Origin of the sequence: Streptomyces sp. NPDC057950 (assembly GCF_042887295.1) — a bacterium.
Classification (GTDB): domain Bacteria; phylum Actinomycetota; class Actinomycetes; order Streptomycetales; family Streptomycetaceae; genus Streptomyces; species Streptomyces kaempferi.
In genome coordinates this window covers 311,118-323,765 of the sequence record NZ_JBHVPP010000006.1, presented here as the reverse complement: position 1 = coordinate 323,765, position 12,648 = coordinate 311,118, and the positions used below count along the sequence as shown (strand labels likewise).

Sequence of the window (12,648 nt, the reverse complement as noted above, 5' to 3'; positions counted from 1 at the left end):
GGGTATGACATGCATTGCCCCGGCTTGCGTCGCCCCGGCCGTGCATAGCCCCAGAACCCTCTGAGTCAAGGACCGTGATCGACGTGAAGGTCGGTATCCCCCGCGAGGTCAAGAACAACGAGTTCCGGGTGGCCATCACCCCCGCCGGCGTCCACGAGCTGGTGCGCCACGGCCACCAGGTCTTCGTCGAGCAGAACGCCGGTGTCGGCTCCTCGATCACGGACGACGAGTACGTCTCCGCCGGTGCGCAGATCCTCCCCACCGCCGACCAGGTGTGGGCCACCGCCGACCTGCTGCTGAAGGTCAAGGAGCCCATCGCGGAGGAGTACCACCGCCTCCGCAAGGACCAGACGCTCTTCACGTACCTCCACCTGGCCGCCTCCAAGGAGTGCACGGACGCGCTCCTGGAGTCCGGCACCACGGCCATCGCGTACGAGACGGTCGAGCTGCCCAACCGCGCGCTGCCCCTGCTGGCCCCGATGTCCGAGGTCGCGGGCCGGCTCGCCCCGCAGGTCGGCGCCTACCAGCTGATGCGCGCCAACGGTGGCCGCGGGGTGCTGCCGGGCGGCGTTCCCGGCGTGCTGCCCGCCAAGGCCGTCGTCATCGGCGGCGGTGTCTCCGGCTGGAACGCCGCGCAGATCGCCATCGGCATGGGCTTCCAGGTGACCCTGCTCGACCGCGACATCAACAAGCTCAAGGAGGCGGACAAGATCTTCGGCACGAAGATCCAGACCGTCGTCTCCAACGCCTTCGAGCTGGAGAAGGCCTGCCTCGAGGCCGACCTCGTCATCGGCGCCGTCCTCATCCCGGGAGCCAAGGCCCCGAAGCTGGTCACCAACGAACTCGTGTCGCGGATGAAGCCGGGAAGTGTCCTTGTCGACATCGCGATCGACCAGGGCGGCTGCTTCGAGGACTCGCGTCCGACCACGCACGCCGAGCCGACCTTCCCGGTCCACAACTCGGTCTTCTACTGCGTCGCCAACATGCCCGGCGCCGTGCCGAACACCTCCACCTACGCGCTGACCAACGCGACGCTGCCGTACATCGTGGAGCTCGCGAACCGCGGCTGGGCCGAGGCGCTGCGCCGCGACCACGCACTCGCCAGGGGCCTCAACACGCATGAGGGCAAGGTCGTTTACCGCGAGGTCGCCGAGGCGCACGGCCTGGAGCACGTGACCCTGGAGTCCCTGCTCGACTGACCCCCGTCCGGCCGGGCCGCCACCGCGCGGCCGCGGACCGGCCGACGAGCAAAAGGCGATACGTCAACACAGGTCGTCAACGTCCCGCATCCGGCCGGACCTTGCCCAGCAAGGTCCGGCCGGATGTGTGTCGGGTCACTTTGCGACACTCGTTCAACTCGCCACGAACGTAACTCTTCGACCGATTCGCACACCGGTGAAACCTGCTGTGCGACGGCCTTACGCCCTTGACAGAGGGGTGTTCGGTTGCCGACACATCGGGTCGGGTCCGGCGGATTGTGTTGCTGCGGAGCGGTGACACGCCATAGAGTCGCCAACCGTCGGCATGGTGCCACGCTGACCTATCGAGAAGTTTCCTGGTCACCAAGGAGGTAAGACGACTTGTGAATGAGTCGACATTTACTCCCGGGGGTGGTCAACCAGGAATGCCGGCGCGGGGCCAGGGCCCCACGGGGCTCGAGGCTGTCGGCTCCGTCGCTGTCCGAACCTTCGCAGCCCATCAGAGTCCCCGGATGACTCAGACAGCACACCCGAGCATGGATGGCCATCACGTGAACGCCATGGCCGGCAACGGAAGTGGCGAGAACCGCACCCACTTCGCCGACTACGACGAACTGCCCGAGGGGCACTTCTACGACCCCGATGCCGAGTACGAGCCCGATCCGGAGTACGCGGCCACGCTCGCGCCCGACGCGGCCCGCCAGCGCCGTGAGCGCGTGGGCCCGACCGGACGCCCGCTGCCGTACTTCCCGATCCCGGGCCCGCTGACCGACCACGGCCCCGCGAAGATCATCGCGATGTGCAACCAGAAGGGCGGGGTCGGCAAGACGACGTCGACCATCAACCTGGGTGCCGCGCTCGCGGAGTACGGACGCCGGGTCCTGCTCGTCGACTTCGACCCGCAGGGCGCGCTCTCGGTCGGTCTCGGCGTCAACCCGATGGAGCTCGACCTCACCGTCTACAACCTGCTCATGGAGCGGGGCATGGCGGCCGACGAGGTGCTCCTGAAGACGGCGGTCCCGAACATGGACCTGCTGCCCAGCAACATCGACCTGTCCGCCGCCGAGGTGCAGCTCGTCTCCGAGGTCGCGCGCGAGTCCACGCTGCAGCGCGCCCTGAAGCCGCTGATGGCCGACTACGACTACATCGTGATCGACTGTCAGCCCTCGCTCGGCCTGCTCACCGTCAACGCCCTCACGGCGGCGCACAAGGTGATCGTGCCGCTCGAGTGCGAGTTCTTCGCGCTGCGTGGTGTCGCGCTGCTCACCGAGACCATCGAGAAGGTCCAGGAGCGGCTCAACCCCGAGCTGGAGCTCGACGGCATCCTCGCGACCATGTACGACTCCCGCACGGTGCACAGCCGTGAGGTGCTCGCCCGGGTGGTCGAGGCCTTCGACGATCACGTCTACCACACGGTGATCGGCCGGACCGTCCGCTTCCCGGAGACCACCGTCGCCGGTGAGCCGATCACCACGTACGCCTCCAACTCCGTCGGTGCCGCCGCCTATCGCCAGCTCGCCAGGGAGGTGCTCGCCCGGTGTCCCGCCGAGTGAGTCTGCCGGGGGCCGACGAACTGTTCCGCACCACCGGGGGCATGGCACTCCAGTCCTCCACTCCCACTCGCCGGACCAACGGTGAGGCCCGGGTGCCGGCTCCGGCCGGCGAGAGCGATCCGGCCGCCGCGGCGGAGGACGCGCCGCATTCGGTGCCCGTGCAGGGCGGCGACGGCGAGGGCGACGAACACGTCGCGGCCGACTCCGACGCCGACACGGGGGAGTCACGCAGCCGGGGTACGGCTCCGGAGCGCTCGGCGCGGCGCCAGGCGACGCAGGAAGGTTCTGGCAGCGGTTCCGCCGCCGCCCAGCAGCAGTCCCGCAAGCGTCAGCGCGCCGCCAACCGGCGGCCCAGCGGGCGGGAGCGGCACGACGAGAAGATCACGGTGTACGTGTCCGCCGAGGAGCTCATGGACCTCGAACACGCCCGTCTGGTGCTGCGCGGGGAGCACGGGCTCGCGGTCGACCGCGGGCGGATCGTCCGAGAGGCGGTCGCGGTCGTGCTCGCCGATCTCGAATCCCGTGGGGACGCGAGCATTCTCGTACGACGGCTCCGCGGGCGGTAGCGGTAGCCTGCGACGGCTATGACCTCGAACGACGCCCCCGTCCCCGCCCCCGTCCCCGCCGCCGGCTCCGCCGGTCGCCGACGTGCGCTCGGCCGAGGACCGGGGGCCGGTCCGGCTCCCGCCGCACCGCCCACCGCACCGCCCACCGCACCGCCCGCCGGGGAACCGGCCGGCGAATCCGCGGAGGAGTCCGCCGAGCCGGGCATTCCCGTGGAGCCCGAGCCGCCGACCGGCCCGACGCGGCATCCCGGCCCCGGACCCTCTCCCGCTTCGGAGTCCCCTCCCGCTCCAGACGGCCCGGAAGCCGGAGCCGGATCCGAGATGTCGGTCACACCTGGGGCATCCGCCGGACTCGGAGCCCCCGCCGGGACCGGGTCGCCCGCCGGTGAGGAAGCCGGGACCGCCGCCGAACCGGGCATTCTCGCCGAACCGGGCATTCTTGCCGAAGCCGAAGCCGAAGCCGAAGCCGAAGCCGAAGCCGAAGCCGAAGCCGAAGCCGAAGCCGGTGACGGGATCTTCAAGGTGCGGCTGGCCAACTTCGAGGGCCCCTTCGACCTGCTGCTCCAGTTGATCTCGAAGCACAAGATGGACGTCACGGAAGTGGCGCTGTCACGGGTGACCGACGAGTTCATGGCGCACATCAGGGCCATGGGACCGGACTGGGACCTCGACCAGACGACCGAGTTCCTGGTCGTCGCGGCGACCCTGCTCGATCTCAAGGCCGCGCGGCTGCTGCCCGCCGCCGAGGTCGAGGACGAGGCCGACCTTGCCCTGCTGGAGGCCCGGGACCTCCTCTTCGCCCGGCTGCTGCAGTACCGCGCGTACAAACGGATCGCGGACATCTTCAACGCCCGCCTCGACGAGGAGGCCCGCCGCTACCCCCGTACCGTCGGTCTCGAACCCCACCACGCCGAACTGCTGCCCGAGGTGGTCATCAGCATCGGGGCGGAGGGATTCGCCCGGCTCGCGGTGAAGGCGATGCAGCCCAGGCCCAAGCCGCAGGTGTACATCGACCACATCCATGCCCCGCTGGTGAGCGTGCGGGAACAGGCGGAGATCGTGGTGGCGCTGCTGCGCGAACACGGGGAAGCCAGCTTCCGCGACCTGGTCGCGGACACCGCCGACACCCTCACCGTCGTGGCCCGTTTCCTGGCCCTGCTGGAGCTCTACCGGGAGAAGGCGGTCGCCCTCGACCAGGAGGAGGCGCTGGGGGACCTGCTGGTGCGCTGGACGGGCGGGGACAGTGCCGAGGAGCCCAGGGTGACGGACGAATTCGACCGGCCGCCCGAGACAGCGAAGGAAGACGCCAGTAAGGAGAAGGCGTGAGCGAGCAGACCAGCGGGATCCCGGCGGGCCAGGGCACCGTCGCCGACCTCGATCTCCGGCCCGCATTGGAGGCCGTCCTCATGGTCGTGGACGAACCCGCGACCGAGGAGCACCTCGCGAAGATCCTCGAGCGGCCGAAACGGCAGGTCAGGGACGCGCTGCGGGAGCTGGCCGACGAGTACACCGTCCAGGGGCGTGGTTTCGAGCTGCGGCTCATCGCCGGCGGCTGGCGCTTCTACTCCCGGCCCGCGTACGCGGCGGCCGTGGAACGCTTCGTCCTGGACGGCCAGCAGGCCCGTCTGACCCAGGCCGCGCTGGAGACCCTGGCGGTCGTCGCGTACCGCCAGCCGGTCAGCCGTTCCAGGGTCTCGGCGGTCCGCGGAGTGAACTGTGACGGGGTGATGCGCACCCTCCTGCAGCGCGGTCTGGTCGACGAGGCGGGCACGGAACCCGAAACAGGTGCGATCCTGTACACGACGACGAACTACTTCCTGGAGCGAATGGGCCTGCGCGGTCTGGACGAGCTCCCGGAGCTCGCGCCCTTCCTCCCCGAGGCGGACGCGATCGAGGCCGAGACGCTGGAAGGGGTCCCGTCGTTCCATCCGGATGCACCGGACGCAGATGCAGACGACACGACGACGACGGAACTTTGATGCGAAGCAGTGGCAGTGGCAGGAACAGCGGACGCGGCAACCCCCGGGGGACGGGCGGGGGCGGCTCCCAGCCGAGGAGCGGCGGGGGCGGTCCCCAGCCCCGGAGCGGCGGAGGCGGCTCCCAGCCCCGGAGTGGCGGGGGCGGTTCCCAGTCCCGGAGCGGCGGAGGCGGCTCCCAGCCCCGGAGCGGCGGAGGGAGCGGCGACGACAGGCCGAAGCGCGCCGGCAAGCCCCGTCCCGAGGAGCGCCGCTACGACGTAGGCCCCGGCGCCACCCACGAGGGGCCCAAGTCGGGGCGCGGCAACGCGGCCCGCGGCGGCGCCAAGGGCGGCCCCAAGCAGGGCCAGCAGCGCGGCGGCCGTACGGAGCCCGCGCGCTCCCGTGAGTACGAGACGCGGGCCGAGGAGCGCAACCGGGACCGGTACGCGGGCAAGCCCGAGGTCAAGCTGCCCAAGACCTTCCCGGGCGCCGAGCAGGAGGGCGAGCGTCTGCAGAAGGTGCTCGCGCGCGCCGGCTACGGCTCCCGTCGTGCCTGTGAGGAGCTCGTCGAGCAGGCCAGGGTCGAGGTCAACGGCCAGATCGTCACCGAGCAGGGGCTGCGCGTCGACCCCGAGAAGGACGAGATCCGGGTCGACGGTCTGACCGTCGCCACGCAGTCGTACCAGTTCTTCTCGCTGAACAAGCCCGCCGGTGTCGTCTCCACCATGGAGGACACCGAGGGCCGGCAGTGCCTCGGGGACTACGTGACGAACCGCGAGACGCGGCTCTTCCACGTCGGGCGGCTCGACACCGAGACCGAGGGCGTCATCCTGCTCACCAACCACGGCGAGCTGGCGCACCGGCTGACCCACCCGAAGTACGGCGTGAAGAAGGTCTACCTCGCGCACATCGTCGGCCCGATCCCGCGTGACCTGGGCAAGCGGCTCAAGGACGGCATCCAGCTGGAGGACGGGTACGCGAAGGCGGACCACTTCCGCGTCGTCGAGCAGACCGGCAAGAACTACCTGGTCGAGGTGACCCTGCACGAGGGCCGCAAGCACATCGTGCGCCGCATGCTCGCCGAGGCCGGCTTCCCGGTGGACAAGCTCGTCCGTGTCGCCTTCGGCCCGATCACCCTCGGCGACCAGAAGTCGGGCTGGCTGCGCCGCCTGTCCAACACCGAGGTCGGCATGCTCATGAACGAGGTCGACCTCTAGAGCGTCCGTCGTTCGCGACACCCGCAGGTTCGCGACACCCCTCGTTCGCGATCTCCGTCGTTTCGGCCGGTCCCGGGAGTGCCCCGGGGCCGGCCGACGCGTTTCCGTGGCCGGGCAGCGGTCCGGCGACCGCGCGGCGCGGCCGTGGTCGCCCTCACGGCTCCGGGGAGGCGCGCGGTCACCCATTTCCCCGGCCTCCGGCTCCACGGCCGTCAGCGGGCCCCCAGGAGCCGCCACGGCGACGTCGTGGATGCGTGCCGTCGTGGCTCCGGCTCGGAACGGGGCGGGGTTCCGGCGTCCGGAGGCTTGTGGCCGCCCCGTCGCGCTCTTTATAGTCTCAGTGACTATTACTCGCGGCCGCGACGACGACCTCGCGCGGTGATGCCCGCTCCGGGTGATCCCTCGATCGGGGCGGCCGTGAGCCGTGCGGACGTGGAGGCGGAGCCGGGTGGGTGTGCGCGTGCGGCGGGGCCGCTCGTCCGGCGGCAGTGTGCCCGCGGGCTACGACAAGTACGCGTTCGAACCCTTCGCCGTGACCGTGGACCTGGCCGTCCTGACGATCCGCGCCGACGTGCTGGAGGTGCTGCTCGTCGAGCGGGGGCAGGAGCCGTACGCGGGCCACTGGGCGCTGCCCGGCGGGTTCGTGCTGCCGGCCGAGTCCGCGGAGACGGCCGCCCGGCGTGAACTCGCCGAGGAGACGGGCCTGTCGGACGTCTCGCGCCTGCACCTGGAGCAGTTGCGGACCTACAGCGACCCCGAACGCGACCCGAGGATGCGGGTCGTCTCCGTCGCGTTCGCCGCGATGCTCCCCGACCCTCCCGAGCCGCACGGCGGCGGTGACGCGGCGCAGGCCCGGTGGCAGCCGTACCGGACACCCGGTCCGCTCGCCTTCGACCACGACCGCATCCTCGCCGACGCCCACGAACGCGTCGGCGCCAAGCTCGAGTACACCTGTCTCGCCACCTCCTTCTGCCCGCCCGAGTTCACCCTCGGCGAGCTGCAGCGGGTCTACGAGACGGTGTGGGGCACCGCGCTCGACCGGCCCAACTTCCGGCGCAAGGTCCTCGCCACGCCGGGCTTCGTCGAACCGGTTCCCGGGGCCGCTCGCCTCACCGGAGGCCGCGGCAAACCCGCCGCGCTCTACCGCGCGGGCGGCGCCACCGCCCTGTACCCGCCCCTGCTGCGTCCCCCTTCGGAAGGACGGCCCTGATGACCACCACCCCGACGCTCGCAAGGCACGCCGCCACCGGGTCCCTGCTGGGCCTCGCCCTCGGCGACGCGCTGGGATTCCCGACCGAGTTCAACGACATACCGGCGATCCTCGCCAAGTGCGGCCCGTGGCGGGAGATGGCACTGCCCAGGCCCGCGATCGTCACCGACGACACGCAGATGACACTGGCGCTGGGGCGGGGCCTGCGCACGGCCATGGACCGCGGTCTGCTGGGACCGCTGCGGATGGAGCGGCCGGTGCGCGAGGAGTTCGTGGACTGGTACCTGTCGCCGGACAACAACCGCGCGCCCGGCCGCACCTGCCTGGTCGCCTGCAACCTCCTGAAGGACGAGAGCCGCCCCTGGCAGGACGCCAGCCAGATCGGCTCCAAGGGGTGCGGCGCCAACATGCGGGTGGCACCGGTGGGCCTCGTACAGGGACTGAGTGACGAACAGCGGGCGGGCGCGGCGCAGTTGCAGGCGGCGCTCACCCACGGACATCCCACCGCGCTCGCCGCCTCCGACCTCACCGCCCACGCCGTCCGGCTCCTCGTCCAGGGCGCCGAGCCGGCGGAACTGGTCGGGCTGCTGCGCGCGTACGCCGAGGAGAACCGCGGCCAGTACCACTCCCGTTGGCTCGGCGACCTGTGGACCCGCAGCCAGGACCCCACGCCGGAGCACTTCATCCGGCGTGGCTGGGACGAGTGCCTGGGGGCGCTGGACCGGCTCAGGGACGCCCTGCGCGCGCCCTCTCCCGAGACCGACCCCTGCCTCGCCACCGGAGCGGGCTGGATCGCCGAGGAGGCGCTCACCACCGGCCTGCTCTGCTTCCTGCTCTTCGTCGACGAGCCCGTCACCGCGCTGCGCCGGGCGGCCTGCACCTCCGGCGACTCCGACTCCATCGCCTGCCTGACGGGCGCGTTCGCGGGTGCCCACCACGGCTCGGACGTCTGGCCGACCGAGTGGGCCGACCGCATCGAATACCAGAGCGACCTCATGTCGCTGGGGGCGCTCTGGGATGCTTGACCGATGATCGACGACGTCCTGGACATCGACCTCTCGGGGGTGGTGGCCGAGCAGCCCGACCCGGTGCTGTTCGCCACCATCTCCGGGGCACATCTGTACGGTTTTCCCTCGCGCGACTCCGACGTCGACCTGCGGGGCGTTCACCTGCTGCCGGCGGCCGAACTGGTCGGACTGCGCGAACCGGAGGAGACCCGGTCGAGGATGTGGGACCGGGACGGCGTCGAGATGGACCTCGTCACCCACGACCTGCGCAAGTTCGTACGCCTGATGCTGCGGCGCAACGGCTACGTGCTGGAGCAGCTGCTCTCACCCCTGGTCGTGCACACCGGTGAGGCCCACCGCGAGCTGGTCTCGCTCGCGCCGGGGACTCTCACCCGTCATCACGCCCACCACTACCGGGGGTTCGCCACGACACAGTGGCGGCTCTTCGGGAAGACCGGTGAACTCAAGCCGCTGCTCTACACGTTCCGGGTGCTGCTCACCGGCATCCACCTGATGCGCAGCGGCGAGGTGCAGGCCGATCTGCGCGCGCTCGTCGAGGAGGCGGGCGCCCCCTCGTACCTGCCGGATCTGATGGCGGCGAAGACGGAGCGGGAGCACGGGGCCGCGGACGTCGACCACGCGCGGGTGGCGGACGACGTGGCGCGGCTGCACGCCCTGCTGGACGCGGCCCAGCAGGCCTCAGCGCTGCCGGACGCCCCGTCCGTGCACGACGCCCTGCACGCGTTCGTCGTCCGGGTGCGTCTGGCGGACGCCGGGGTCGGCACGACGGGCTGAGGCGCGGCGCACACCGACCAGGAAGTCCTCGACGCGGGCGTGGTCCGGCTCCGCCGGCAGGGGACTGCGCGCGTCGGCCTCGTCCGCCTCCCCGGCCAGGCGGCCCATCCACGCCTCCACCCGGCTCCACGGGACCTCGCCCCGCTTGACGGCGAGCAGCGGTTCGCGCTGCTCGCCGACGTCGACGGTCAGGGTGCCGGTGCGCAGCAGGTCGCGGGAGGACATGAGGAGGCGGAGCAGGTGCATCGCGTGCTTCCAGCGCGGGGCGCCGTACCGGCGGACGTCGGCCTCCAGCTTCTTGCGCTGGCCCTGCGCGTAGCGGGCGAACGTCTCGTGGACCCGGCGGGAGAGGAATGCCTCGCGCAGGGCGAGCAGCGCGCGGCCCGTGTCGTCGGCGTACTCGACGAGGGGGGAGTGGAGGCACTCCAGGATGTTCGGATTGGCGCGCAGCGCGAGGACGCAGAACCGCTCCAGCTCCCAGCTGAACTGCTCCTCGGCCGGGCCCTCGACGTGTGTCGGCGGCTTCTCGAAGCGCCAGAACAGCGGGGCCGGGGCGAGGAACACGCCCCGGCGGTCCGTGTCGCTGTCGTCGGTGGCCAGGCCGAAGGCGCGCGACCCCATCACGCAGGAGTAGATCGTGTGGTCGCGCACCAGGGCCTCGTATCGCATGTCCGGGAGCCTACGGGGTGGTTCAGGCCAGGCGAATCGAGTTTCCCTCCACGGTGATCCGCTCGGCGGGCAGGGGCCTCGGGGCGGGGCCCGCCACCACCGAGGCGTCGGTGATGCGGTACTTGCTGCCGTGGCAGGGGCAGTCGATCGTGCCGTCGGCGACGGTGCTCACGGTGCAGCCCTGATGGGTGCAGACCGCCGAGAAGGCCTTGAACTCGTCCTTCACGGGCTGGGTGACCACGATCTTGCGGTCCTTGAAGATCTTGCCCCCGCCGACCGGGATGTCGCTCGTGGTGGCGAGTTCGGTGCCGCCGGCCGCGCCGGACGCGGGCGCCGAGGCGGGCGGTGAAGCGGACACCTGCGAACTGCCGCCGCTGTCGCCGTACTTGCTGCACCCCACGAGCAGGGCGGCGGCCGCGCCCGTGCCGAGAACGGTGCGCCGCGCCGGGGGGTTGGTCATGTCGTCACTCCGAAGGTACGGAAGAACCAGAGAGCCGACGTCAGCCAGATGGCGGTGAGGACCACGAAGACGAGTCCTCCGGCCACGGGCAGCAGCCAGCCGGGCAGTCGCTCCGAGCGGAGCAGGAGCATTTTGGCACTGAATGCCCCGAAGAAGAAGCACCCCAGGAGCGAGTGCCACAGCACGCGCGGCTCGTACGTCTGGAAGCCCAGCGCGTAGAGGCAGTGCACCGCGACGGGGACCGCGACCAGGAAGGCGACCCGCCCGGACCAGCGGTGCAGGGCCGGCGCCCAGCTCGGCCCCGGCAGTCTCCCGTACACCATGAACGCCGAGACCAACTGGAGGAGCGCGAAGGCGAACGCCGTGCTGGCCAGCCACGACTTCACCGCGCTCGTACTGCTGAACCCCGCGAGATTGAAGGCGGTCCCGGTCGGGTCGTGCGTCCTGCCGTACGCGCCGAGGCCGACCGCGACCGCCGCGGCCACCAGGGCCGGGACGAGATAACGGGCCGGATGCGGGCGGCGGTGGGCGGGTGGGTCGGCGGGGTAGCCCTGCGTGGCGGCGTTCGGATCCGCGGTCATATCGGCTCCCTGGTCGGGAATGGGCCGGGAAAGGGCCGGGGAAGGGTTCCTGGTCGGGAAGGGCCGGGGAAAGGGCGTCGGGCGGGTCAGGGAGTGACGGGGTGTGCGGTGAGCTTCCGCCCGTCGACCGTGACGGCGCCGGTCTCCGGGTCGATCACGGGTGCCGCGGACGGTTCGCCGTCGCGGTCGAGGATGCCGACCTGCCTGCCGCCGGGCAGCACGATCCAGCCGCCGTCCAGCTCGGCGCCGCGCACCGTGGCCGTCGCGCGGTAGAGCCCGGACGGCTTGACCGCCTTGTCGGCGGTGAAGGCGTAGCGCCGGCCGCCGAGTTCGACGGTGCCGCGGATCCGCCTGCCGTCCCGCAGCCTGCCGTCGAGTCCCGCGCCGTTCTTCCCGGTGAGCCGCATGGTGCCGTCGCCCCCGACGTCGCCCTTGAGCCACGACTCCTTGTCATGGCCGTCGCAGAAGTACGCGATCGCGCGGCCGTCGCGCAGCGAGACGGCGACGGCCGAGGAGTCGTCGTCGGTGCGGCCCGCGTAGTCGGCGTTCGGAACGGGGCTCGCGGACGGCGACGCGGACGGCGACGGGCTCGGCGGTGACGTGGCCTTCCCGGGTGTCGCGCTCGCGGGCGGCGCGGTGCCCGGCGTCCGCGGGCGGGACGACGACGCGTTCCTCACCCCCGTCGTCGCGTTGAGCGACAGCATGAACACGGCGAGCAGCAGTCCGGCGAGCAGAGTGAGCAAGGGTCCTGGGCGCTTCATGCGGGCCTCCCCCGAGGCGGTCTTCTGCCATCAGAGCGGACCGGGGCCCCGGCGTCCAGAGGCGCACGGGTGCATTCTCACTACAAGTGGCGGAATGGGCTGATTCAAGTGACATTGGCTAGGTCTCGGGCCGGGGGTGACCCACCCCGGCCGCACTCTTCGAAAGGCGTCGCCCCATGGCGGACAACGATCTCGGCGGCCTGCTCGGTGGTCTCCTCGGTGGCGGGCAGGGCGGTGCCTCCGGCGGGGGCGACATCCTGGGCTCGCTCCTGCGGTCCCTGACCAACGGCCAGGGCGGCGGCGGCAACCCGCTGGGCGGGCTGATGGACATGCTCACGAAGTCGGGGCTGGCGGACCAGGCGCAGTCGTGGGTCGGCACCGGCGAGAACAAGCCCGTCTCCGCCGAACAGGTCGCGCAGGCACTGCCCGCCGACACCCTCCAGGAGGTCGCCGCCCGGACCGGGGTCAGCTCGGAGAAGGTCGCGGACCAGATCGCCCGGCATCTGCCGCAGGCGGTCGACAAACTGACCCCGGGCGGCGAGCTGCCGCGGTCGGGCGCCTCCCTGGAGGACCTCATCAGACAGCAGTCGCTCTGAACCGTGGCCGGCGGCCGGTGCGCGGTGCCCGTCTCGTCAGGCGGGCGCCGCGCACCGGCGCGCCCGCGGGCTGACT

General features: G+C 71.6%; 14 protein-coding genes. 10 read left to right on the top strand and 4 right to left on the bottom strand.

The features are described 5' to 3' along the window. Nucleotides 1-74: 74 nt before the first annotated feature. The 9 genes from ald to ACFVTC_RS13730 all read left to right on the top strand — a co-directional run bounded on the left by ald (nucleotide 75) and on the right by ACFVTC_RS13730 (nucleotide 9,505). Nucleotides 75-1,199, top strand: a complete 1,125-nt coding sequence (gene ald, locus ACFVTC_RS13770; protein WP_390126769.1) for an alanine dehydrogenase — start codon at nucleotides 75-77, stop codon at nucleotides 1,197-1,199. Between the two features lie 425 nt (nucleotides 1,200-1,624). Then, the gene (locus ACFVTC_RS13765; RefSeq protein WP_168527405.1) at nucleotides 1,625-2,752 is read left to right on the top strand and encodes a ParA family protein; all 1,128 of its coding nucleotides are present in this window, start codon (nucleotides 1,625-1,627) and stop codon (nucleotides 2,750-2,752) included. After that, a complete protein-coding gene (locus tag ACFVTC_RS13760; protein ID WP_390126768.1) occupies nucleotides 2,737-3,318 on the top strand; it encodes a hypothetical protein in 582 nt (193 codons plus the stop codon). The genes ACFVTC_RS13765 and ACFVTC_RS13760 overlap by 16 nt, the downstream gene beginning before the upstream one ends. Before the next feature lie 18 nt (nucleotides 3,319-3,336). Beyond that, nucleotides 3,337-4,644, top strand: coding sequence for a segregation/condensation protein A (locus tag ACFVTC_RS13755; protein ID WP_390126767.1), 1,308 nt, complete (start codon nucleotides 3,337-3,339; stop codon nucleotides 4,642-4,644). Further along, the gene (scpB, locus tag ACFVTC_RS13750; protein WP_390126766.1) at nucleotides 4,641-5,297 is read left to right on the top strand and encodes an SMC-Scp complex subunit ScpB; all 657 of its coding nucleotides are present in this window, start codon (nucleotides 4,641-4,643) and stop codon (nucleotides 5,295-5,297) included. The genes ACFVTC_RS13755 and scpB overlap by 4 nt, the downstream gene beginning before the upstream one ends. Continuing rightward, nucleotides 5,297-6,493 carry a pseudouridine synthase gene (locus ACFVTC_RS13745; RefSeq protein ID WP_329286779.1) on the top strand — a complete coding sequence of 399 codons (1,197 nt, stop codon included), beginning with the start codon at nucleotides 5,297-5,299 and terminating at the stop codon, nucleotides 6,491-6,493. Before scpB ends, ACFVTC_RS13745 begins: the two co-directional genes overlap by 1 nt. 454 nt (nucleotides 6,494-6,947) lie before the next feature. After that, nucleotides 6,948-7,703, top strand: coding sequence for an NUDIX domain-containing protein (locus ACFVTC_RS13740; RefSeq protein ID WP_390126799.1), 756 nt, complete (start codon nucleotides 6,948-6,950; stop codon nucleotides 7,701-7,703). Continuing rightward, complete coding sequence (locus tag ACFVTC_RS13735) at nucleotides 7,703-8,728, top strand: ADP-ribosylglycohydrolase family protein (protein WP_390126765.1); 1,026 nt, start codon at nucleotides 7,703-7,705, stop codon at nucleotides 8,726-8,728. The genes ACFVTC_RS13740 and ACFVTC_RS13735 overlap by 1 nt, the downstream gene beginning before the upstream one ends. 3 nt (nucleotides 8,729-8,731) lie before the next feature. After that, nucleotides 8,732-9,505 carry a DNA polymerase beta superfamily protein gene (locus ACFVTC_RS13730; RefSeq protein WP_390126764.1) on the top strand — a complete coding sequence of 258 codons (774 nt, stop codon included), beginning with the start codon at nucleotides 8,732-8,734 and terminating at the stop codon, nucleotides 9,503-9,505. Here ACFVTC_RS13730 and ACFVTC_RS13725 read toward each other — a convergent pair. The 4 genes from ACFVTC_RS13725 to ACFVTC_RS13710 all read right to left on the bottom strand — a co-directional run bounded on the left by ACFVTC_RS13725 (nucleotide 9,410) and on the right by ACFVTC_RS13710 (nucleotide 11,976). Further along, a complete protein-coding gene (locus tag ACFVTC_RS13725; protein WP_390126763.1) occupies nucleotides 9,410-10,174 on the bottom strand; it encodes a DNA polymerase beta superfamily protein in 765 nt (254 codons plus the stop codon). The two genes, ACFVTC_RS13730 and ACFVTC_RS13725, sit on opposite strands and share 96 nt — an antisense overlap. Nucleotides 10,175-10,196: 22 nt before the next feature. Continuing rightward, nucleotides 10,197-10,634, bottom strand: a complete 438-nt coding sequence (locus ACFVTC_RS13720) for a Rieske (2Fe-2S) protein (protein WP_390126762.1) — start codon at nucleotides 10,632-10,634, stop codon at nucleotides 10,197-10,199. After that, the gene (locus ACFVTC_RS13715; protein WP_390126761.1) at nucleotides 10,631-11,215 is read right to left on the bottom strand and encodes a DUF6529 family protein; all 585 of its coding nucleotides are present in this window, start codon (nucleotides 11,213-11,215) and stop codon (nucleotides 10,631-10,633) included. Before ACFVTC_RS13715 ends, ACFVTC_RS13720 begins: the two co-directional genes overlap by 4 nt. Nucleotides 11,216-11,301: 86 nt before the next feature. Further along, complete coding sequence (locus tag ACFVTC_RS13710) at nucleotides 11,302-11,976, bottom strand: hypothetical protein (protein ID WP_390126759.1); 675 nt, start codon at nucleotides 11,974-11,976, stop codon at nucleotides 11,302-11,304. A gap of 176 nt (nucleotides 11,977-12,152) precedes the next feature. Between ACFVTC_RS13710 and ACFVTC_RS13705 the strand changes: the two genes are divergently transcribed. Then, entirely contained in the window at nucleotides 12,153-12,572 is a 420-nt protein-coding gene (locus ACFVTC_RS13705; RefSeq protein ID WP_390126758.1) for a YidB family protein, read from the top strand. Nucleotides 12,573-12,648: the final 76 nt, after the last annotated feature.

What these genes read in the sequence shown, in the direction of transcription:
- ACFVTC_RS13730 (WP_390126764.1), top strand. Translation starts at nt 8,732, where the DNA reads ATGATCGACGACGTCCTGGACATCGACCTCTCGGGGGTGGTGGCCGAG.
- ACFVTC_RS13715 (WP_390126761.1), bottom strand. Translation starts at nt 11,215, where the DNA reads ATGACCGCGGATCCGAACGCCGCCACGCAGGGCTACCCCGCCGACCCA.
- ACFVTC_RS13745 (WP_329286779.1), top strand. Translation starts at nt 5,297, where the DNA reads ATGCGAAGCAGTGGCAGTGGCAGGAACAGCGGACGCGGCAACCCCCGG.
- ACFVTC_RS13725 (WP_390126763.1), bottom strand. Translation starts at nt 10,174, where the DNA reads ATGCGATACGAGGCCCTGGTGCGCGACCACACGATCTACTCCTGCGTG.
- ACFVTC_RS13720 (WP_390126762.1), bottom strand. Translation starts at nt 10,634, where the DNA reads ATGACCAACCCCCCGGCGCGGCGCACCGTTCTCGGCACGGGCGCGGCC.
- ACFVTC_RS13710 (WP_390126759.1), bottom strand. Translation starts at nt 11,976, where the DNA reads ATGAAGCGCCCAGGACCCTTGCTCACTCTGCTCGCCGGACTGCTGCTC.
- ACFVTC_RS13705 (WP_390126758.1), top strand. Translation starts at nt 12,153, where the DNA reads ATGGCGGACAACGATCTCGGCGGCCTGCTCGGTGGTCTCCTCGGTGGC.
- ACFVTC_RS13765 (WP_168527405.1), top strand. Translation starts at nt 1,625, where the DNA reads ATGCCGGCGCGGGGCCAGGGCCCCACGGGGCTCGAGGCTGTCGGCTCC.
- ACFVTC_RS13755 (WP_390126767.1), top strand. Translation starts at nt 3,337, where the DNA reads ATGACCTCGAACGACGCCCCCGTCCCCGCCCCCGTCCCCGCCGCCGGC.
- ACFVTC_RS13735 (WP_390126765.1), top strand. Translation starts at nt 7,703, where the DNA reads ATGACCACCACCCCGACGCTCGCAAGGCACGCCGCCACCGGGTCCCTG.